This is a genomic window from uncultured Psychroserpens sp. (assembly GCF_947492715.1).
Lineage (GTDB): Bacteria > Bacteroidota > Bacteroidia > Flavobacteriales > Flavobacteriaceae > Psychroserpens.
Map to the genome: position 1 here is coordinate 1,203,192 of NZ_CANLNS010000001.1, position 21,444 is coordinate 1,224,635.

A 21,444-nucleotide genomic window follows, 5' to 3' on the forward strand; every position below is an offset into this window, starting at 1 on the left:
AAAACTACGAAAGCTTCTTCCTTAATGAATTTGCCAACTCGTTTTTCAATTCGCTACGAAAACCTGAAAGCCCAGGAATATCGTTATACTCTACAATGTGTAGTTCTCCATTTTCGTCCTCAAGAATATCAATAGCCAGAATATCTGCTTTAAGTTCTTTTTGTAGCATTAATAGCTTATTTGATATTCCTTTTAAAGGCTCTATTTCAGTAAAGTCAGTTGTCTCAATATTAGCTTTCCAATATTTTCCTTTTCTAGACATTGCCCAGATTTTGTCATTAATAATGATATATCTAATATCTCTTTTATAATTAATATAAGGTTCTGTAGTAACGTAAGTTTTAGACACAAAAAGTAAATCTCTAATATCTTGCCATTGACTCTCATTTTGTATTAATACCTTTCCATATCCTCCATGATAATTTCCAACTTTAACAACAAAAGGAAACTCCATCGTTATGTTTTTTAAATACGAAGATGCCGTAACTACGTTAAAGTCTATTATTGGTAGCCCCATTTTTTTAATCATAAAAAGCATGGACAATCTATCAAAACCTTTTTTTAAGGTTTCCGACGAATTCACGCAAGGAATACCGGCTAACTCTATTAAATTTAGAGCTGTCGTCTGTATTTCCGATGGGCGAATAGCTCCTACTCGCCAAAGAATCCCATCGGGTTCAATGACACTTTCAGAATCGGCTACAAACAACCTATTGTTCTTTAATATCCATGAGGTGTTTTGAATAAACTTTTGTACTACTTTAAACTCAGGTAAAAAGTCTTGCCAATAAGTTTCTCCATTTATAACTAATATTGTTTTCATTCTACTACTTGTTATAACCTGAGCAGTATTCAACAAAGTACTGCTCAGGTTTAATTACTATTCTTTTGATTAACTGAATTCTACGAAAACCACTAATCTTTAATACAACTGCAATAATTCTTGTCTTACAAGCTTTGCCGAGTATTGATTCAGCTGTTTTGTTAATCGTTTTTGTTCTGATTTCTCAAGAGTTTTATATTGAATTTCAAACGCTTTTAAGAAATCTTCAAAAGCATCTTTAGATAGCAAACCAATAAGTTTACCAATTTGGATACTATCCAAATTACTTTCTTTACTCATTACATTTGCCAAACGATTAGGGTTGACATAGCGTTCTAATTCAGACAGTAAAATATGTGCCTCTTTTGACAACTCAATCTGTACTGAATGTTTTGAATTAGCTTTGCTTTTTTCGCTCCATTTCGCATTTTTATTTTTAATAATAACACGACTTCCGTTTGGTAAAAAATGTGGCTCTATAGGTTTAATAACTACACCTTCACAGATATTATCTGAGATTTCGGGTAGCTTTAACCATTCAGGAATTTTACTGTCAAAGGCATTAGGATAATCCAGCACCTCTTTTAGTATTCCTCTGCAAAGTGTTTTTGCATAGAAGAAACCGTGGGTTTCTAATAGTTGATTAACCTCAATGACGTTGAGATAAAACTCCTGATTGATCATAATATCAAATGCATAGAACTCATTATAAGGTGCGTAAAACACTCCTTTCTGAACCTTAAATGCTCCTCTAACTTGCTCTACATCTGGATAGCTACCGCCAAATAGCTCACCAAAAACAGTTATACTTTCTGTATTTGGGTATTTGATTTTTACAGCTTCAAAGAGAGCTAACATTTTTTCATAGTATAGCGACTTGATTGAAGCATGGTTGTAAAACGTATCAGTATCTTCTAGAATACTAGTGCGTTTTGCAGACCTTAAATCCTTCCCGTTGGTGATTAGACTAAAATTAGCACCATGTACTTTTTCTTGCACCACAAAATCATTACTGTTTGCGGTAGCTATAGCCACACGCTCAATAAATTCTTTGCGGTATGCATTCTCGATTGAATTATATTTTTTAAACATCATAATTTTATGGTTTTAAGGGTTAATAATTATTTTAATTTTCTAAACGTTAAACTTATTCTTCCGTTTTCAGTATTAGCTTTTGTTATGGCATGTTGCCATATATTTTGGATCTCATTATTCACGTAAATCAATGAACCAGGTATAAGATTAAAGTCTACAGTCATACTTCTATCTTCGATATTTCTGAAGCAAAGTGTTCTTGTTTCTCCAATAGAGATAATTGCTACGCCTGTGTTTTCTTCAAGTATATCTATCTGGTCAGAATGAAACCCCATTCTTGAACTTCCATTTTCATAATAATTGATTAAGCAGTTATTAGATCTATAACCAACTAATGCTTCAATAGAATCCCTAATTTCTTCTAGTTCTTCTGTGAATTCCTGAAAAAGATATTCCATCTGAGCGTAATTGTAAGGCCTACCAAAACTTGCTGTTTTTCTATTAGCCATACGCGTATCCCATATGGTATTACTTATTAAGGTTTCAAATAATAAAGCATGATTGCTTAAAAAGTTTTCTATGTAAACTATTCCTTCCATGATTGTATTAAACGGCTTCATCTCATTTTAAGAGTTCTGCCAGGTTCTAGGCTAATTAAAACCCAGCAGAATCCCTTATAAAAAGAATAGGAATCTATTCTAGAGTGAAGTATTTTAAACCACTTTATCTGCGCAAGATGAACTTGCAAAAGCATGTGGTTTTGCTTTAAAAACAAAGCCCATTCCAAGAATGTAACCCATAGCATCTTTTAGGGCTACGTTAGATTGAAATTTTGGATCTGTATTGATATCGGCATGAACCTCTAAAGCAACATCGTATTTATCTAGAATATCACAAATAGTATAAGCGACTTCTACAGACATTGTTACTTCCTTGAGCATTCGTTCTTTAATACCAATGTGTTTTGTGCCTTTGTAATTTCTCATAAACATGAATCCACCTTTTCCTTCACGTAAAACCACAATAACAGTAGCATACTCAATATGAGATTTATAGGCTTGAGAATCTGAACCTACACAAACCTTTAAGCGATATCCAGCATTTTGCTCTTTCACAATGGCGCTTTCAATCAATTCTGTAATAGGTTGATTGTAGATTTTCCCACTAAAATTTCTCCATTTTTGTTGTACGATTTTCATTGGTCTTCATAGTTTAAATTAATAACAATTACTGCGGAACAAACTGGATTTGAACCAGTATCTTCTGGGCTTCAACCAGACGCATAGACCTACTTTGCTATTGTTCCTTTTTAGGGTGATTCCGAGATTCGAACTCTGTTCTCCTCATTCACAGTGAGGTACTTTACCACATAAGCTAAAACCACCATATTTTAGTTCTGATAAAAGGATTTGAACCTTTATCCACAAACGTATCAGGTTTGTACTTTACCAGTTAAGCTATATCAGAATATGTTAACCTGACAGGATTCGAACCTGTACCGGAAGATTCAAAATCTTCCATGCTGCCGTTACACCACAAGTTAATTTGTAGGTTTAATAGGATTCGAACCCATACCACAAGGGTCGAAACCTTGCATGCTATCCATTACACCATAAACCTAATTGTACTTCGCCTTGGATTCGAACCAAGAAATCACAGCGCTTAAAACTGATGCCTTTTCCAGTTTGGCCAGCGAAGCATAAGTACAGGAAGAGAGACTCGAACTCTCAAAATCTTGTTTCTAAAACAAGAGTGTATGCCAATTCCACCATTCCTGCAGTTGTTGAGATGTCAGGAATCGAACCTGAATCCTTCGCCTTATGAGAGCGATGCTCTACCAGATTAAGCTACATCTCAATATGTTGAGGTAATAGGATTCGAACCTATGACTTTCACGATGTAAGCGTGATGCTCTAACCACTGAGCTATACCTCAATTTGTACTCTATAAGGGAATCGAACCCTTGTCTTCCGGTAGAAAGCCGTTTGCACTAACCACTATGCTAATAGAGCATGTTTTTCTTTTATGGCGTTACCCTAAAGGGGCAGGCTTTCGGTAGTCGCTCTCTGCGAGGAGCTTCAACAATACCTCAATCCTTAACGCGGTTGTTTAGCGGTTCATACGAGAATCGAACTCGTGTCTCCCGAGAGACAGTCGGGAAGGATAGCCATTACCCCAATGAACCATATTGTACATCTACTAGGATTAGTTCGTATCATACATATTGTTATAAATATGTACTCATGAACGCTTCGCGTTTCGAACCAAAGAACCTAAAGATTAGAAATGCGCAGCATTCACGAACACCTTCATTTAAAATAAAAATGGGTGAGCTAAATCTTTAGTGCTATCCCTTACACCATAGATGTGTGTTATTAATTATGAGCATCTATCGAGACTCGAACTCGAAACTATAGATTGGAAGTCTACTATGTTGCCAATTACACCATAGATGCTTATTGTAGGAATCATAGGATTCGAACCTATTTAGCTTTAGCACCAGTTTTACAGACTGGCTCAACTCTCCAACGTTGACGCATTCCCGTATTTTGAGACAAGGATGAGGATCGAACTCATAAAAATTGGTGTTGCAGACCAACGCCTTAGCCATTCAGCCACCTTGTCTTTTGCGATACCGATAGGATTCGAACCTATAACCTGATGGTTAACAACCAACTGCTCTGCCTTTGAGCTACGATATCATTTTGTGGAGCTACGGAGACTTGCACTCCATTCTGCGAATTGCAAATCCACTGTTTTGGCTTGTTAAACTATAACCCCATTATGTTGCGGAGAGTAAAGGAATTGAACCTTCACCGCGATATTGCGGACTTGTTTAGCAGACAAGCGCAACAAACCAATATTTGCCTACCCTCCAAAATATTTTTCAAGAGCATTTTTAATTTTATTATAAATACTCATGTTTTTAATGGTGCATTTCCATGCGCCATCTGGCACGTTCACTAAAAATGTCTACTAGACATTTTCTTAACGTTCCGTCCTGTCTAAGAGACAGGATTCGAACCTGCAACCTCTCACTTCCAAAGCGAGTAAACAGCCATTGTTATTCTCCTAGTTTTGCGGAAGGAGTGGGAGTCGAACCCACACGAGTCGTAATCTCCGAACACTTTTCAAGAGTGTGGCCACCGCCTATTGGCTTGTCCTTCCTGGTTTGTTGACGCAGTGAGAGTCGAACTCACATCACCTCGATTAAAAGTCGAGTGCTTTAGCCAGTTAAGCTACGCGTCAGTATTATTTAATTTCGGTTTACACCATAAAAAAAGCACCTCTTTTTAAGGAAGGTGCTTTTCTTAAATCTATAGATACATCAACTCATGGATCTATAACCTTCCTATTAAATACTATTGATCTGGCATCGCCGCCACTACGCAAGACTTCCATCTGCTTCGGTTCGAGCAGCCAGATCATTTCTTGATATATATGTTTTAAATAATTTCGCATTATTATCTTGTTTGTTTTGATGTTGCAAATATGAAACCAATTTTTGAATTTCACAAGAAAAATTTCAATTTAATTTATTGATAATCAATATGTTACGTTCATTTTGGATAAAGAAATTCCTGTCCGTTTTTTAACGAATATTCAACATGTTGTACAATAGTCTGTCTCCCAATTGTTTCACTGTTTTAAGCGTCTATTTTTGTCTTTTTACTTTTCGATAATTACTTTTAAAAAAAATTAAAAAAAGCGCCCAACTTTTAGGTTGGGCGCTTGCTATTCTAATATTAACTGTGTTTAAATCACAATGCTCTCTTTAAAATATGCATGAAACGCCCACGAAGATGATTGAGTTCAATGACCATCCATCTATAATCGCATCCACTAAAGTGCGATATCGGTTGTTTATGTATTAATTGTTTTACCATTCTATTATTATTTACCCTGCAAAGATTATGTGTTAATACGCATTGTTTTTGCGTAGTAAATTATTTTTTTAATTATTTGGATGCGTACATTTTGTCTCTCCTGTCTATTTCGCCTAAGGGGCTTCCTTTGAAAGTTAAAATGTTTACGAACCCATTTTGTTTGGTGATTAAAGAGTCTTGTTCTTTAACGGCTCCAATACTTTTGTTGCCATAGTCTCCAGTAAACTTATTAGTCGCTGGATCAACATCTCCCCAAAGATTATTTGGTTTTCCGCTATCTATAGGTTCAACAAAATAGGTGATTCCTGTAACTTTAGAACTCACGATGAAACGACCAGTCTTATCTGTTCCTGTAAGAAATCGTTTCATTAATTCTTGACGTGTCATAACTCTTAATTTTTAATATTACTCGTTTTTAAAATGGTGGCTCCCACGTTTTTTTACTCATAATCTGCTTCACTTCTTCATAACTTATCGGATAAAAATCATGACAATCTACGCCAACATCGAAACTATTCATTGTTGGATCGTCGGGTAAACTACCATGTGAATGACCATAAAGATGCCATGTGCCTCTGAAACTAGATCTCCAAACTCGCATTGCATAGTGCAAGAGCATGATTTTCTGCTTGCCATTTGGGGCATCGGAATCATTGACATTGAGTTCGAAATAATCTTTTATCCATTCAAATCTATTTGGGTTTGCCAAAGCAGCACCTTCATGATTGCCTCGAATTAAAAAGATATGTCCGTTTAATTCTTGTAAAATGTCCCGCATACGCTCGGCTTTACAGAGTCCGAAATCGCCTAAATGATAGACTTTATCATGTTTATTTACACGGCTATTCCAGCGTTTTATGAGTTCCTGGTCCATGTCTTCTACACTACCAAATGGACGATTGGTGAATTTTATAATATTCTCATGACCAAAATGATGATCTGAAGTGAAATATATGTTTCTTGTTTTATTCATGTTTTCTAATATGTTTTACAAATGATATTTAATCATTTTTGTTATTTTTTTTCGACTTCTTTTTATTCTTTTTTTTCTTTTTTGAAGTCTTCTTTTTCTTTGGTTTTATTTTGTTCTTGACCCTCGTTATTTCAGAATCTATGAACGAAATAAAACTGTTGTTGTAAACAAACAACTTCGATTTTTTAAAAGTTTTTAATGCCTTTTTATATGCGCCTTGGCATTCAAAAAGTTGAGCCTGTAATACCATAAGCTCTCCTTTTTGAATTGACCTTACAGTAGTTGCAAAATCAATTAGTTTTTGTGCTTCGTCAAAATCATGATTCCAAATTAAAACCAAAATGTATTTTGGATATACTTTTGCAAAATCCATCTTGCTAGCAAGCGCTTCTGCAAAGTAGTGTTTGGCCTTTTCATAATCTCCAAGTTGCTCTGCTTGTAAACGACCCATGAGATATAATGCATAAGCGTTATCGCTCTCATAAGACAAAGCATAATTTAGATTTTCTACCGTTTCTTCTAAATCGTATGGATATGCATCTATTGCTTTTAACACGTAGTTGCTTAACAAATTCGTGTCCATTGTTTTTTATTTTAATAATTTGTTTGGTGCGAAAACATTCGCTTTAGCCCATAATTTGAGCCTTATATTTTAACTGTTTGGAGGAGGTTTAGCAGATCTGCTATAGACTGAAAACAAAAAATCCGAAACAGTTAAACAAGTGCTTCGGATTTTTCATTGTGTTTGAAAATGTATATTAACTATACGCTCGAAGCATCACAGAAAGGGCTTTTCCCTCTGGATTTCCTGAAATAGGTATGAATAAATACATAGCTTCGTGTTTTAGTTAATATTAATTTTTTGCCTGAATTGTTTAATTCGCTGTTGCAAATATTTAGATTTATTTTTCAATTTTCAAAATTTATTTTTTCATTTTCTGAAAATTTCCAGCCTTAATACATAGTATTAACTTTTTTTGAAAAAACAAAATCTGAATTCAAGTTTTTCGTTTTTTACTTGAATTTCATCACTACGCAGTATAATTGCGTATATTTAATTTTGCTATGATAATCATGCTAGACAGCATATGAAATTTAAGTTTTTTCTTTTTATTATTCTTGCCATAAGTTTTCAAAAATTGGACGCTCAAATTAGTATTGCGGATGAAGAAAAATTAGCAATATTTTTATTAGAGCACATCAACAAATTGAGAATAGAAAAAGGTAAGCAAGCTCTAAAAAGGCATGAAGATTTAGCCAAAGCGGCAAAGATACATTCTACCTACATTTCAAAGCGAAATAAGCTCACGCACATTCAAATTAAAACGGCTCTGCCGCAACCAAAAGACAGGGTAGAAAAATTTAATACATCTTTCGCGAATATAGGAGAGAACATTTTGTATTCAAAAACGATTAAAACACCACTATCTTCAACTGGTTTAAAGCGATTAGCTTTTGATATGTTTCGTTCTTGGAAAAACTCGCCTGGTCATTATGCGAATTTGATTTCAGATAGTTTTACGTATGGTGATTTTGGATTTACTTATAACGCAAAATCGAAACGTGTATTTGCTGTTCAGGTCTTTGGTAAAAAAGGACATGTGATAGACGGACAATTATCTAAAAATGCTTTTGGTATACAGCCAAGAGATGTGTCTTGCCATTATTTAATTGGCAACAAAGGCAATATTGTTGTTAATATGGGTAATGCGATATCTATCGTTGACGATGAGGTTATCTTGTCTCACCACAATCTTGAAACGATGCATGAAATATTTGAAAGTGTAAAGGATGGTTTGGCTATTGATTTGGTAGCGAGGGATCAATTGCAATGTGGTGAAGAGAATAGATTAGACGTTTCAAATATTTATGAAGGCACTTTGCTTGAACCCAAATATAGAGATGATATTTTCGGGAGTAATACTGCACAAAACCCTAAACGACTTATTGTGTCGTTGGGAAAAATCCCGGAGCATCTTAAAAATAAAGATTTAAGCCCTAATTTGATTTTAATAAAAGATGGGAAGAAATGCAGTTATGCAGTGCCTTCAAATATTCCTAGTAGAAGATATGATCTTAGACCTGTGGATCCTGAAATTTTAATCCCAGACGAGACTTTAAAAACCGAAGGAGTTCATGGGATTTATGAAGTGAGTTTTGATTTTAAAACTGGAAAAACGATACCAATAATCAACCCCGAAATTCAATTAGAAGGTCGTAAGGTTCATTCTATCGATATCAAAAGTTTCACTTCGGTTGATGGTAATTCGGCAACAAACAACGTATTACACAGTAAACGTGCGAGTTACATTAGAGATTTTTTAAATAAAAATTTAGAGTTAAGCGAGATTCCCATTACTATTAACGCTAAAGAAAATTGGGATTTGTGCTTTTATCATTTAGAACTTTTAGGTTTGGACCGAACCTTAGGGCGAAACAAAGAAGCGATTAGAGCCTACATTCTCAATAATTTGGATGATAAATGGGAGGAATCTCTTAGCTTACAACGACAATCAAAAGCTATTATATATACCATTGGAAGTTGGAGTGAAGCAGATAACCTTCACTTAAACAACAACCTAACCAATGCTCTCTTAAATAAAAACTATGATTTGGCAAATCAAGCGCTAGCCGAAATGTATTTTTCGGGAAAAGATGACCTTTTTTTAAATGAAGAATTCATACGAGATAAATTATTTGACAAGCCAGAATTGGTTCAAAACGTAGCGGCTTTATTGTTGAAAAACATCAGTTATTATGCTACTGACAATATCGTATTTTTTGTTCGAAACTGGTTATCGAAACCTGATTTGCTTTCAGAGGAAGCTCAAAAAAACCTTTTGAACCTTTATACTATTACGTCTAGAGAACTTCTTAGAAAATGGGACAGTAGTGTAGAAGATTTTTCTAAGGTTTTGCATCCTGAGAAAGTAGAACCCCTTTTCGAGAATTACAAAAACAAAGATAAAGTAAGCCCGTTGTTTCTTAATTTTCATATGTCTAGTATCGAATACTTTGGTCAAATCAATTTCAGTCCTAAAATAAATGAATCGTTCGAGTTTATCACAAACTACTTTAAAAGCGCTGCTAAAAGTGTTAAAGATGATACAGATTTAAGCCTGTTTTTTAATAGTTGGAGTATGTATACGATGACCGTAGATCGTTTAATGGAGCGGTTTGATATTGGAAAAATGGATGAGAATTCGGCCTTTGTCTTGGCAAAAACTTTTGTAGCAAAGACTAAAGACTATGATCCCGAAATTTTGCTAAACATCCACAAACTGTCCATATCATTTAATAAAGATAGATGGTGCAAATGGATTAATAAGGACTTTCAGAATTTACGCGATGACGGCGTTAAAAATTTATTTTGTAAAACTTGTAATAACTAAACAATGGCAGTTAACAAAAATGCTCTAATACGATATAAAACAATTGATAGATGTCTTCAAAACAACTTTAGGCAATGGACACTCAATGATCTAATTGATGCTTGTTCTGATGCTTTGTATGAATATGAAGGTAAGGATGTTGATGTAAGTAAGCGAACAGTTCAGTTAGATATACAAATGATGCGAAGTGATAAACTAGGTTACAATGCACCAATTGTAGTTTATGATCGAAAGTTTTACAAGTATGAAGATGTCAATTATAGCATTACCAATAGTCCAATTTCTAATCAAGATTTAACTAAATTATCTGAGGCGGTATCATTTTTAAAACAATTTCAAGGATTTTCTCATTTTGCCGAGTTAGGTAGCATGGTTCAGAAGTTAGAAGATCATGTTTACACACAACAAACACATGAGAAGTCATTGATAGATTTTGAAAAGAATGACAACCTAAAAGGGTTAGAGTTTTTAGATCAGCTCTATCAGTTTATTTTAAAAAAACATGCGATAGAAATGACCTATCAATCGTTTAAAGCCCGACAAGAAAGTACCTTTACGTTTCATCCATATTTACTAAAAGAATTTAGAAACCGATGGTTTGTGATAGGAAAAAGAAGGTCATCAGAAGGGATTATGAATCTAGCCTTAGATCGAATCGTTTCCATAGAGAAAAGCCCGCAAACATTTAAAATCGATAAAGACTTTGATTCTGAAACCTATTACAATCATGCTATAGGTGTGTCTATTAGTCCTAACTTAGAGCCAGAGCACGTCTTGTTATATGTAAATCACAAACAAGCCCCTTATGTGCTTACAAAGCCATTTCACCATTCGCAAAACGTAGTAAGCCGAGATAACTATGGTGTTACGATTTCTTTAGATGTTCAATTAAATTTTGAATTAGAAAAAGAAATTTTAGGATTAGGAGAGGGTATAAAAGTAATTTCGCCAGAGCGTTTAAAGCGAAATATAAAAACTAGATTATATGATGCTGTAGATGCTTATGAAACGGAAATTGATGACAAAAATTTACGCACTTTATCAAAGCGGTTGGAGTATAAGGGTTTTGGAATTTTAAATCATGTCTACTCTAAACGTGATGTGAGAAAACTTAAAACAAAATTAGATGCTTATATAAAACAGCATCATGACGAAAAGGTTTTTGGCATGCGAGAAGTACTTTTAAAAATGCCAGAACTTAAAGCTATTTTGTTTAATAAAAATTTCAGAAAACTTGTAAGATCTATAGATAAAGATGCGTTCTTAACTAAAGCGATATACTTCGATAAGACGCCTAAAGATAATTGGTTTGTAAGCTGGCATCAAGATATTCCAATTAACGTTTCAGAAAAAAAGGAACTAAAAGGATTTGATTCTTGGACCAATAAAAAAGGTGTTATTAGCGTTCGGCCACCAGAGGAAATTTCTAAAAATACGTTCTCAATGCGAATTCATTTGGATGACACAACATTTAAAAATGGTGCTTTAAAGGTTATTCCTGGATCTCATAAAAAGCGACTAAGTAGTGAAGATATTAAGTTGATTACCACAAATTCTATCCCATTTATTAGTGAAGTTGGTTCTGGAGGTGTACAGTTATTAAAGCCCTTATTGCTTCATGCATCTTCTGAATCTAAAATTCAGCGACGCCGACGCGTACTTCATTTAGAGTTCTCATCAATAGAGTTACAACATGGGTTAAGGTATTCAGAAAAGGAACAGTTGTAAAATTATTTTAAATAGAAAATGTCTATGACATTGGTAATATTTCTATCACTTTTCCATAAACATGTTTTGTCCATCCGTTAATTCTCCCGCGATTATTTCCAATTAATAATCCGCGTTTGCTGTTTTTGCCTTTCACAATATGTGTAAAACAATATCCTCTAACTTTACAATAAACAATATCACCTACGTCACAGTTTTCCCAAGTTATAGGAATGAGCTTTACAGGCTGTTTAGATTTTAGAAGAGGTAACATAGAATTACCAGGTTCTTTTGAAATGATGGTTTCACCATTTTGAAGTTTTTGAATTTTCCAATTCATAATTTTAAATTTTAAAAGTTATATAAGTCAATATTGACGTATATATCCTCCAAAATTTCACAAAAGAACATTCAATGAACTAGAACAAATATATAGTAAATTATTTAACCTGTTTTAAAAACACAATGCTTTGGCTCTTAAGCGCAGTAGTATGTTCGAAAAAAAGAGTGTTGTTATCTGTTTCAGCTTCAATTAAATAATAATGACCTTTAAAGTAGCTTTTGGAAACGGTTACTTTGAGTCCAGATGTTTTGGTTATTTGAAGTTGATGTGCATAGACAATTGTATTATTTATACGATTAAACTCCCCAAAAAATGAAGCTATCAAGGCTGTTTTTGGCTGGTGATACAGATGTTCAGGTGTATCTATGGCTTCAATTTTATTGTCGTGTAAAACAATCATAGTATCTGCAAAACCAAGTACATCATCCTTGTCATGAGTTGCGAGAATGCAACTAATATTTTTACGTTTTAGGTATTTAAAAATACGTCGTCTTAGGGATTGTTTTTTAAAATTATCGATATGGCTAAAAGGCTCATCGAGTAAAACAATTTCAGGTTGTCTTGCCAAAGCTCTTGCCAGAGCAACACGCTGTTTTTGTCCACCCGAAAGTGCTTTAACCTTTGTTTTTGCGAATGCTGAAAGTTCAACAACTTCAAGAAGTTCTGCTGTACGTTCTTTTTTTTCTTCAGGAAAAAAGTTAGATAGAAATTTTCCAATGTTCTCTTCTACTGAAGTATAAGGCATGAGATCAAATTCTTGAGTCACATACTTCATGAAATCATATCCAATAACGAGGTTGTATTTTGGTCCGAGAATTTCGGTGTCTTTCCAGTAGATATTTCCGAAGTTTAGATCGTACTCACCATACAATAGTTTTAATAAGGTACTTTTTCCTGATCCGCTTTCACCTATAATGGCAAGATGCTCTCCTTGTTCTACTTTAAAAGTGAGGTCTTTTAGAACAGGCGTTTTATGGTATGAAAAAGTGAGGTTTTTTACGCTTAGCATATGATGCAAAAATACTACAAAAAAAGTCGCTCGATACATGAGCGACTTTTATATAAGATTGTGAAAAAGGGCTAGCCTTTTACTTCTCCTTCGGTTTTGCTTGGCAATACATCAAATCCCATATTATATAACGTAAAGCCAAAAATATCTGCATATTGCTCAATGGTTTTACTAATTGGTGTTCCAGCGCCATGACCAGCATCTGTTTCGATACGAATGAGCGTTGGGTTATTACCAGTTTGTTTGTCCTGAAGTTCTGCAGCAAATTTAAAACTATGGGCAGGTACTACACGATCATCATGATCTCCTGTGGTCACTAATGTTGCAGGATATTGAACCCCTTCTTTAACATTATGAACAGGCGAATATCCTTTTAAATATTCAAACATTTCTTTATTGTCGTCTGCAGTTCCGTAGTCATAAGCCCAACCAGCACCTGCCGTAAATGTATGATAACGTAGCATATCAAGAACACCAACAGCTGGCAATGCCACTTTCATTAAATCTGGACGTTGAGTCATTGTTGCTCCAACTAATAAACCGCCGTTAGAACCACCTCTAATGGCTAAGTAATCACTAGACGTATACTTATTTTCGATGAGGTATTCGGCAGCGGCGATAAAATCATCAAATACATTTTGCTTTTGCAGTTGTGTTCCGGCTTTATGCCATTCTTTTCCATACTCTCCACCGCCACGTAAATTAGCCACAGCATACACACCTCCTTGTTCCATCCAAACAGCATTAGTAACGCTAAAAGATGGATTTAAACTAATATTAAAACCACCATATCCATACAGAATAGTTGGGTTTTTTCCGTTGAGTTCAATACCTTTTTTATAGGTGATAATCATTGGAACTTTAGTGCCATCTTTTGAGTTATAGAACACTTGTTTACTTTCAAAATTGTCACTGTTAAATTCAATAGATGGTTTCCAGTACAACTCAGATTTTCCAGTATCAACGTTATAGGTGTAAATACTACTAGGTGTGTTGTAGTTTGTGAAAGAGTAATAATCGACTTTAGCGTCTTTTTTGCCTCCGAAACCACCAGCGTTTCCTACACCAGGAAGTTCAATATCTCTAATAAATTTTCCATCAAAATCGTATTGCTTTACTTTAGAAACCGCATCTACCATATATTCTGCAAAGAAATAACCACCACCACTTGAAGGGCTTAGTACATACTCTGTTTCTGGAATAAAATCTACCCAATTGTCTGGAGTTGGGTTTGAAGCATCAACAGTTATAATTTTTTGATTTGGTGCGTTTAAATTAGTAACGAAATATAATGTGCTTCCCTTATTGTCAATAAGATATGTATCAGAATCTGTGTTGTCTAAAATGGTAACCATTTCGCTATCAGGCTTTGTGAGATCTTTCATAAACAATTTATTTCCAGAGGTCGAAACACTTGCTGAAATAAACAAATAGTTATTATCTTCTGAAAGATATGCACCAATGTACCTGTGTTTTTCAGAAGGTACGCCTCCAAAGATTAATTGATCATCTTTCTGAGGTGTTCCTAGTTTATGATAGTATACTTTGTGTTGATCTGTTTTTGCAGATAATTCACTTCCTTTAGGTTTATCATAACTTGAATAATAAAAACCGTCGTTTTTATACCAAGACATACCACTAAATTTGATGTCTACTAAGGTGTCTTCTATTATTTCTTTAGTTTCAGTATCCATGACTAAAACTTTTCTCCAGTCACTTCCACCTTCTGAAATAGCATATGCTAAAGTCTTCCCATCTTCAGAAAAACTTGCGCCTCCAAGTGAGATAGTACCATCATCTTTGAACGTATTTGGATCTAAAAATACAGTTGCTGTACTAGGGTCTTCACCAGTTTTATGCCTGTAAATCACATACTGATTTTGAAGACCATTATTCTTATAAAAATAAGTATAGTCGCCTTCTTTAAATGGAGCTCCAACCTTTTCGTAATTCCAGAGTTTTGTTAAACGGTCTTTTAACTCCTCGCGATATGGGATGTTATCTAAATAACCAAACGTGGCTTCGTTTTGAGATTTCACCCAATCTTCTGTTTCTTTACTTCTATCATCCTCGAGCCATCTATAGGGGTCTTTTACATCTGTACCAAAATAATTGGTTACGGTATCAACTTTTTTTGTTTCAGGGTAATTTACCACAATGTCCTTTTTTTCTGTTTTAGCGTCCTCTTTACATGAACTAAACACAATTATAGCAATTAATAATATTGAAATTTTTTTCATAATGGGAATGTCTTGATTAGTATCTCAAAAATAAGCAAAAAAGCCTCTACAACTTAATGCAGAGGCTTTTTTAAGATATCATTAAGATTATTACTATTGTTTAATAAATTTTTGACTTTTAATACTGTTTCCAGATACAATTCTTAAGATGTAGTTTCCTGTATTTAGAGCACTAACATCAATTGTATTTTGGTTTAATTTTGCATTCATTACACGCTTACCTGTAATATCAAATATGGTGTAGATTGCATTTTGTAAATTGTCATTACTAGAGATTTTTATAACATCTTTAGTAGGATTTGGATAGATAACTAAATCATTAACAAACGACTCTTCAGCAGTAAGTGTAGCACCTTCTACAACCTCTAAAGGCGCATTAATAGCAGGGTTAGTTACTGTATCAATAACACCAGAAGGCCAATAAATAACAACACTATCAATTGTTGTTAATGAGCCAATTCCGAAGTGCGTATTAATAGTACTCATATATTCAAAGCCTTCTCCACTTCTAACATCTCTAATTTGAACACCAGCGCTTGTATATAATTCTACTCGAGCCCCAATACCATCAATATTACTTACCGTTCCAACCGTATTAATTTTAATCCAATTGTTAGATGTTGTGCCATTCCAATAGATAACTCCATTATAATAGGTATCTAAAAACCCATCATTATTTAAATCCCCAAAAGAACCATTTTTATAGTTAATTTGATTAGGGTCTAAATCTTCAAAAGTCATATCTCCTTTACCATACATGATTGTACCGTTACAGGCAATATCTAGGAATCCATCGTTATCAAAATCATGACTTACATTTTCGTGACCTGTAGGCGCCGAACTTACATTTGCTGCAGTAGTAACGTCTACGAAAACACCGTTTCCGTCATTTCTCATTAATTTATGACTTCCAGAACTTGCACCAACAAAAAGGTCCATATCACCATCATTATCATAATCTCCCCAAGAAGAAGACCAAGTTTGCATTGGATCATCTAAACCTAAAGCTGCTGAATTTTCTGTATAAGTACCATCGCCATTATTAGTAAGCATGTTATTTCTTCTTCTATCTGTTTCACCACCACATTTAGCAATAAACATATCTAAATCTCTATCATTGTCGTAATCAATCCAGATTGATCCATAATTTCCTCCTGAAGAGTAGTCACCTAGTCCACCTTGGTTAAAGGTTAAGTTACCATTTCCATCATTGATATAATATACGTTAGGCGCTACATCATGACAGACAAAAGCATCTAAATTTCCATCGTTGTTGATATCGGCGAAATTTGATCGTTGAGAAAACACATATTGTGCCCCTGAAATTTCGGTAAAACCAGTACCAGTATTATTTGCTCTCATAAAAGTTACACCAGATCCGTTTCCATATAAAAGATCAGTGTGTCCGTTGCCATCAAAATCTGCGGCTGCCATACTCCATGTTGGAAGGAAATCTGCATTAGGTGTTGTAATATTAACTTCATTAAAGCCACCAAGTTCTTGTTGGTAGAAAATATTCACGTTTGTACTTGATGCTGATACGATATCATCTAAGTGATCGCCATTCATATCTACAACTGTTAAATCATATCCTCCAATAGGAAATGCTTGTGTTACGAAATTTACTCTAGCAGGTGAAAGGGTGTTAAGTATAACAGGTCCAACCCAATTGCTATAATCCGTGCCTCCACAATATCCTCTTACATATACCTCATAACTTGTTCCAGAATTTAAACCAGTAAGAGAATGAGGGTTATTTGATGATGTTGAGGTTCCAGATCCAGCAGGAACTCCAGAGCCTGGAGTTTGCACAGCAATTTCCCAGTTTGATTCATTATTTCCAGCTTGCCAGTAAATATCTGCAGAGTCTACAGTTACGTTATTCGCTAAAAGGTTTGTGATATTCGGACAAGCAGGAGGTGTTTGTGAACTTATCGTTGGTGATTGAAAACAAAATCCCCATCCCCAAACATTATTATCGTCATAAGAAATTCTATATCTAAAATTACTTAATTGATTTGCTGTAAATGCTGAAATATCTAGAGGAGATGACGTAAAACTTTCAGCAGCTCCGCCACAAAAATTATCGTTAGGAGGATTTGCGGTTCCGTCAAGAGCGGCACCCCAAACAACCCATGAACTAGCATCGGCATCCCAATATTGTAATGTTAGTAATTCTCCAATGTGATTAAACACATAACTTGAGCCTACTGTTATCCAGTTTTCACCAGCATTGCTAGCGGCTGTTAAATTTATAATAGGAGATTCTGCAGCGATATCATCGTCATGACCATTTTGAGCGTCGTCGTCGTCGTAAGCGAAGCTATTATCTTGAGTAGGGTTTGCCTCAAAAACAGCTGCGTCAAATAAGTAGTTACCAGTGATAGACCAGTTAGGGTTTGGCCAGTTTGCCGGTTGATTTAAAGTTTGGGAAAAACTAAAAAATGCACTTAAAATAAAAAGTGTTAGCGTAATTTTTTTCATAGGTTTTTCGAGATTAATTAAGAAAGTTTATAAAAGTAAGAAAAAAGCCTCTAAATTCTTAGTTTAGAGGCTTCTTTGTTTAGTTTTTGATAAATTTTTGACTTTTTATTGATGTTCCAGATACTATTCTTAGAATATAATTACCAGGAGATAGTTTTGATACATCTATTGTTGGTGTTTCGAGTTTTGAATTCAAGACTCTCTTTCCAGTAACATCAAAAATTGAATAAATGGTAGAATCATTAAGCTGTAACGATTCAATATTTATAACATCCTTTGCTGGACTTGGATAAATAATTAATTCATCTGTTAAGGAATTTTCTAAACCAAGTGTTGCGCCTTCTACAACCTCTAAAGGTGTATTAATTGAAGGGTTAGTAACTGTATCGATAATTCCAGAAGGCCAATAAATAACAACGCTATTTATAGTTGCGTCAGTACCAATTCCAATATGTGTATTTAATGAGTTCATATATCTAAATCCGTCACCACTTTTCACATCTCTTATTCTAATTCCAGATGGTGTATGTACTTCTACACGAGCGCCAATACCTTCAAGGTTACTAACTGTTCCAACTGTATGAATTTTAATCCAGTTGTTATTACTTTCAGCGTTATTAATATATAAGTTTCCAGAGTTAAAAGCATCGATATAACCGTCATTATTTAGATCTCCATAAGATCCAGATCCAGGAAAGACGTTGGTGTAAACATTAAATGTCATATCACCATTTCCAAATAAGATATTATTTCCAGAGACTAAATCTAAGTTACCATCATTATCGAAATCGAAAGTTACCGTTTCCGTAGAGTTACTTGTAAGCGTATTTATATTAGAACCAGCAGAGATATCTGTAAACGTACCGCCGTCATTTCTCATAAGTTTGTGAGCACCAGAACTAGCACCAACAAATACATCCATATCGCCATCGCTATCGAAATCTCCCCAAGCGGCAGACCACGTTTGCATTGGATCTGCTAAACCAATAGCAGCAGCATTCTCTGTATAATTTTCATTTCCATCGTTTGTATGCATTTGGTTTGTTCTACGCGCTGTTTCACCACCACATTTAGCGATAAACATATCTAAGTCACGATCATTATCATAATCTATCCATATAGATCCATAGTTTCCTCCAGAAGCATAATCTCCTAGTCCACCTTGATTGAAAGATAAATTTCCACTTCCATCATTTAGATAATATACATTAGGTGCCACATCATGACAAACAAAGGCATCGAGATTTCCATCATTGTTAATGTCTACAAAATTAGAACGTTGAGAGAATACATCTTGCGGGCCAGAAACTTCTGTAAATCCAGTTCCAGTAGAGTTTGCACGCATAAACGTAACACCACTACCAGCACCATATAACAAATCTGTATAACCATTTTCATCGTAATCTGCAGCCGCTAAACTCCAGGTTGGAAGAAAATCTGCGCTAGGTGTTGTAATATTTTTTGTTGTAAAACCTCCACCAGCATTTTGTTCTCTAATATTCACATTTGTCTGAGAAATTGAAACCATGTCATCCAATTTATCACCATTCATGTCTACAACAGCAATTCGGTAACTTCCAGACGAACCAGACGATTGCGATGTAAACGTTATAGGCATTGGAGGCGGTGGCGTATAGTTGATTGCTTCTAAACAGAAAGCAACATCTGCAAGTCCTGTTCCTTGGAAATCATAGATTTGAATAACTAAATCGTCTCCAACTGTCCAACCGTTTATGCTTTCGGTAGCAAAAGTATCTGTACAAGCAATTTCTGTTAAGCCATCAGAACTCCATACTACAATCCCAGGATTTCCAGGGTCTTCAGAAGAGAAAAATAATCCATTAGTGGTTGCGGTCCACGTAAAGAACTGATCCCGTCCCGAAGTTCTACATGACCCTTGAACACCACTATCGGTTGTTCCATCAGTAGAAAATGGTAAATTAAATGTAGGAGATGCGCATCCTGTTCCTTCAACCGAAGGCGTAATAGGAATTGCTCCTGCAAAATTGTCATTAGCAGGTTGTCCAAAAGACAGAGAGCAACATGCTAAAATTGTTAATACTAGTAATTTTGATTTCATAACTCTTTATTTATAATTTATTCACATTCTCCGCTAAGAGAATTAATCCATTCGTCGATTAGTCTAACACCTTCCGCGTGTTTTAAAGTTCTTCCTAATAAAGGCATTCTGTTTTGCTCTTCAATAGAGTTGACTCTAAATCGAAGGACAGACGCATCAATGTCTCCAGGAACAACAATATGTGTTGCGCCAGCAATTTGAGTGTCTGGTGTTACACATAATCCTTTATTTGTATCGTCATCGTTTTCATTAAAAGCGAATCGCATAGGTCTATACTCACAATAGCTTTCTTCTGAATGACAATGTGCACAATTAATATCTAGGTAAGAGCGAACTCTTAATTCTAAATCTAGAGATTCATCTTCCCATTTTACAGTAGAAACTATAGATGTAGGAAGGTTATCTTCTAGATATCCGAAGTTTATCCATTTTTCTAACTGGTTAAAGGTGCCGTCTGTATAACTTAAATCTCTATTAAGGTTTTGAGGTTTTGGTCCAATAGGTAAAGGTGTACCAAATTTATTGTGACATGTGAAACATTCATTTCTAGAAGGAATTCGATAAGTAGCATTATTTGTAATACCATTTTCTATCCATTCAACATCTGTAAAGCTTCCTGCATTAGTGAAAGTTGCTTCAGTTTGTTCATCATTCCAAACATATTTTGCAAAATCCCATCCATCTTCAGTCATATACATTAATCGCGTTTCAATTATTCTAGTTTCATTACTAGGTTGAACATTATCGTAATAGAAATTCTTAATGAGCACTGAGCCAATTGGGAAATCTAATGGTGTAAAATCACTATTATAACTTGCCTTTGTCCCATCGGGCATCCAAACAAATCGCTTTTTATGAGCGTAATCTGTAAATAAGGTAGAATTCAAATTGTAAGGTAACACTCCGTATACAGGGTCTAAATCTTTTAAAACTCCTTCAAAGAAGTTGTATTCTGAAAGCGTCGCATATGGGATGTCGTCTAAATTAAAATTTACAGGTGATGTAGGTGTTACCACAACAGTTACAGTACCTGTGGCACAATTATTATTGTCACTACAAATAGTGTATTGAAATGTATCGGTCCCGACAAAATCTAAAGTTGGTGTATATAAGATGACATCATCTGAAGGATTGTTTGGCGTATTATTTGGGTCTAAAATTTGAGCAGTACCATTTTGCGGAGTTTGAGCAGTAAGTGTTCCAGTGTTAGGAACATTAGTGTCATTTAACAATACCTGAATTTCAATAGCGTTATTTTGAGAAACCTCCACAGAATCTGCGTTAGCCTCAATAACTATAGGTACATAATTGTCGTCCTCACTGCATGAGTAGAAAGTTACAATGAGTATAACTATGCTAAGTAAATTGAGGTAATTTTTTAACATTTATAGTAAAATTTGGATAGTAAATATAGTTACAAACCCATCAATCCTTACAATTAATTAGTTGTAATACACTTTTTATCAGACGA

At 34.7% G+C, this 21,444-nt stretch carries 15 protein-coding genes and 19 tRNA genes; 2 read left to right on the forward strand and 32 right to left on the reverse strand.

Annotated elements, in window-relative coordinates; translation table 11 throughout:
* Positions 1–4: 4 nt before the first annotated feature.
* The 26 genes from Q0787_RS05390 to Q0787_RS05515 form a co-directional block, all read right to left on the reverse strand.
* A complete protein-coding gene (locus tag Q0787_RS05390; protein WP_298901226.1) occupies positions 5–823 on the reverse strand; it encodes a RimK family alpha-L-glutamate ligase in 819 nt (272 codons plus the stop codon).
* 99 nt (positions 824–922) lie between these two features.
* A complete protein-coding gene (locus Q0787_RS05395; protein ID WP_298901227.1) occupies positions 923–1,918 on the reverse strand; it encodes an RNA ligase family protein in 996 nt (331 codons plus the stop codon).
* 26 nt (positions 1,919–1,944) lie between these two features.
* Positions 1,945–2,457 (reverse strand): alpha-ketoglutarate-dependent dioxygenase AlkB, encoded by a 513-nt coding sequence (locus tag Q0787_RS05400; RefSeq protein ID WP_298901229.1) that lies wholly within the window; start codon positions 2,455–2,457, stop codon positions 1,945–1,947.
* A 114-nt stretch (positions 2,458–2,571) separates the two neighbouring features.
* Positions 2,572–3,057 (reverse strand): ribonuclease H-like YkuK family protein, encoded by a 486-nt coding sequence (locus Q0787_RS05405; protein WP_298901230.1) that lies wholly within the window; start codon positions 3,055–3,057, stop codon positions 2,572–2,574.
* Positions 3,058–3,091: 34 nt separating this feature from the next.
* Positions 3,092–3,164, reverse strand: a tRNA-Phe gene (locus Q0787_RS05410).
* Positions 3,165–3,170: 6 nt separating this feature from the next.
* Positions 3,171–3,243: transfer RNA gene (locus Q0787_RS05415), tRNA-His, on the reverse strand.
* Between the two features lie 9 nt (positions 3,244–3,252).
* Positions 3,253–3,325: transfer RNA gene (locus Q0787_RS05420), tRNA-Ile, on the reverse strand.
* Between the two features lie 5 nt (positions 3,326–3,330).
* Positions 3,331–3,401 (reverse strand) — tRNA-Gln (locus Q0787_RS05425).
* A gap of 5 nt (positions 3,402–3,406) precedes the next feature.
* A tRNA-Arg gene (locus Q0787_RS05430) sits at positions 3,407–3,478 on the reverse strand.
* Positions 3,479–3,483: 5 nt separating this feature from the next.
* Positions 3,484–3,557, reverse strand: a tRNA-Leu gene (locus tag Q0787_RS05435).
* 5 nt (positions 3,558–3,562) lie between these two features.
* Positions 3,563–3,636: transfer RNA gene (locus Q0787_RS05440), tRNA-Leu, on the reverse strand.
* 5 nt (positions 3,637–3,641) lie between these two features.
* A tRNA-Met gene (locus Q0787_RS05445) sits at positions 3,642–3,715 on the reverse strand.
* 5 nt (positions 3,716–3,720) lie between these two features.
* Positions 3,721–3,793, reverse strand: a tRNA-Val gene (locus tag Q0787_RS05450).
* A 5-nt stretch (positions 3,794–3,798) separates the two neighbouring features.
* A tRNA-Glu gene (locus tag Q0787_RS05455) sits at positions 3,799–3,870 on the reverse strand.
* 101 nt (positions 3,871–3,971) lie between these two features.
* Positions 3,972–4,043, reverse strand: a tRNA-Asp gene (locus Q0787_RS05460).
* Positions 4,044–4,242: 199 nt separating this feature from the next.
* Positions 4,243–4,314: transfer RNA gene (locus Q0787_RS05465), tRNA-Gly, on the reverse strand.
* A gap of 96 nt (positions 4,315–4,410) precedes the next feature.
* Positions 4,411–4,483: transfer RNA gene (locus Q0787_RS05470), tRNA-Cys, on the reverse strand.
* A 5-nt stretch (positions 4,484–4,488) separates the two neighbouring features.
* Positions 4,489–4,560, reverse strand: a tRNA-Asn gene (locus tag Q0787_RS05475).
* A 6-nt stretch (positions 4,561–4,566) separates the two neighbouring features.
* Positions 4,567–4,639, reverse strand: a tRNA-Ala gene (locus Q0787_RS05480).
* Between the two features lie 9 nt (positions 4,640–4,648).
* Positions 4,649–4,735: transfer RNA gene (locus Q0787_RS05485), tRNA-Ser, on the reverse strand.
* Positions 4,736–4,862: 127 nt separating this feature from the next.
* A tRNA-Pro gene (locus tag Q0787_RS05490) sits at positions 4,863–4,934 on the reverse strand.
* Between the two features lie 5 nt (positions 4,935–4,939).
* Positions 4,940–5,026, reverse strand: a tRNA-Ser gene (locus tag Q0787_RS05495).
* A gap of 7 nt (positions 5,027–5,033) precedes the next feature.
* Positions 5,034–5,107 (reverse strand) — tRNA-Lys (locus tag Q0787_RS05500).
* Between the two features lie 710 nt (positions 5,108–5,817).
* On the reverse strand, positions 5,818–6,132 hold the full coding sequence (locus tag Q0787_RS05505; RefSeq protein ID WP_298901231.1) for a hypothetical protein: 315 nt from the start codon (positions 6,130–6,132) through the stop codon (positions 5,818–5,820).
* 28 nt (positions 6,133–6,160) lie between these two features.
* The gene (locus tag Q0787_RS05510; RefSeq protein ID WP_298901232.1) at positions 6,161–6,718 is read right to left on the reverse strand and encodes a metallophosphoesterase; all 558 of its coding nucleotides are present in this window, start codon (positions 6,716–6,718) and stop codon (positions 6,161–6,163) included.
* A 28-nt stretch (positions 6,719–6,746) separates the two neighbouring features.
* Positions 6,747–7,301 (reverse strand): hypothetical protein, encoded by a 555-nt coding sequence (locus Q0787_RS05515; RefSeq protein ID WP_298901233.1) that lies wholly within the window; start codon positions 7,299–7,301, stop codon positions 6,747–6,749.
* Positions 7,302–7,806: 505 nt separating this feature from the next.
* Here Q0787_RS05515 and Q0787_RS05520 point away from each other — a divergent pair.
* Positions 7,807–10,110 (forward strand): CAP domain-containing protein, encoded by a 2,304-nt coding sequence (locus Q0787_RS05520; RefSeq protein ID WP_298901234.1) that lies wholly within the window; start codon positions 7,807–7,809, stop codon positions 10,108–10,110.
* A 3-nt stretch (positions 10,111–10,113) separates the two neighbouring features.
* Positions 10,114–11,838 (forward strand): WYL domain-containing protein, encoded by a 1,725-nt coding sequence (locus Q0787_RS19350; protein ID WP_366915880.1) that lies wholly within the window; start codon positions 10,114–10,116, stop codon positions 11,836–11,838.
* 22 nt (positions 11,839–11,860) lie between these two features.
* On the opposite strand, the gene Q0787_RS05535 is transcribed toward Q0787_RS19350, so the two are convergent.
* The 6 genes from Q0787_RS05535 to Q0787_RS05560 all read right to left on the reverse strand — a co-directional run bounded on the left by Q0787_RS05535 (position 11,861) and on the right by Q0787_RS05560 (position 21,358).
* A complete protein-coding gene (locus tag Q0787_RS05535; RefSeq protein ID WP_298901235.1) occupies positions 11,861–12,157 on the reverse strand; it encodes a S26 family signal peptidase in 297 nt (98 codons plus the stop codon).
* 100 nt (positions 12,158–12,257) lie between these two features.
* Complete coding sequence (locus Q0787_RS05540) at positions 12,258–13,169, reverse strand: ABC transporter ATP-binding protein (protein ID WP_298901236.1); 912 nt, start codon at positions 13,167–13,169, stop codon at positions 12,258–12,260.
* A 71-nt stretch (positions 13,170–13,240) separates the two neighbouring features.
* Complete coding sequence (locus Q0787_RS05545; RefSeq protein ID WP_298901237.1) at positions 13,241–15,409, reverse strand: prolyl oligopeptidase family serine peptidase; 2,169 nt, start codon at positions 15,407–15,409, stop codon at positions 13,241–13,243.
* Between the two features lie 93 nt (positions 15,410–15,502).
* The gene (locus Q0787_RS05550; protein ID WP_298901238.1) at positions 15,503–17,893 is read right to left on the reverse strand and encodes an FG-GAP-like repeat-containing protein; all 2,391 of its coding nucleotides are present in this window, start codon (positions 17,891–17,893) and stop codon (positions 15,503–15,505) included.
* Positions 17,894–17,972: 79 nt separating this feature from the next.
* On the reverse strand, positions 17,973–19,973 hold the full coding sequence (locus Q0787_RS05555) for an FG-GAP-like repeat-containing protein (protein ID WP_298901239.1): 2,001 nt from the start codon (positions 19,971–19,973) through the stop codon (positions 17,973–17,975).
* Between the two features lie 17 nt (positions 19,974–19,990).
* On the reverse strand, positions 19,991–21,358 hold the full coding sequence (locus Q0787_RS05560) for an Ig-like domain-containing protein (protein WP_298901240.1): 1,368 nt from the start codon (positions 21,356–21,358) through the stop codon (positions 19,991–19,993).
* Positions 21,359–21,444 lie beyond the last annotated feature (86 nt).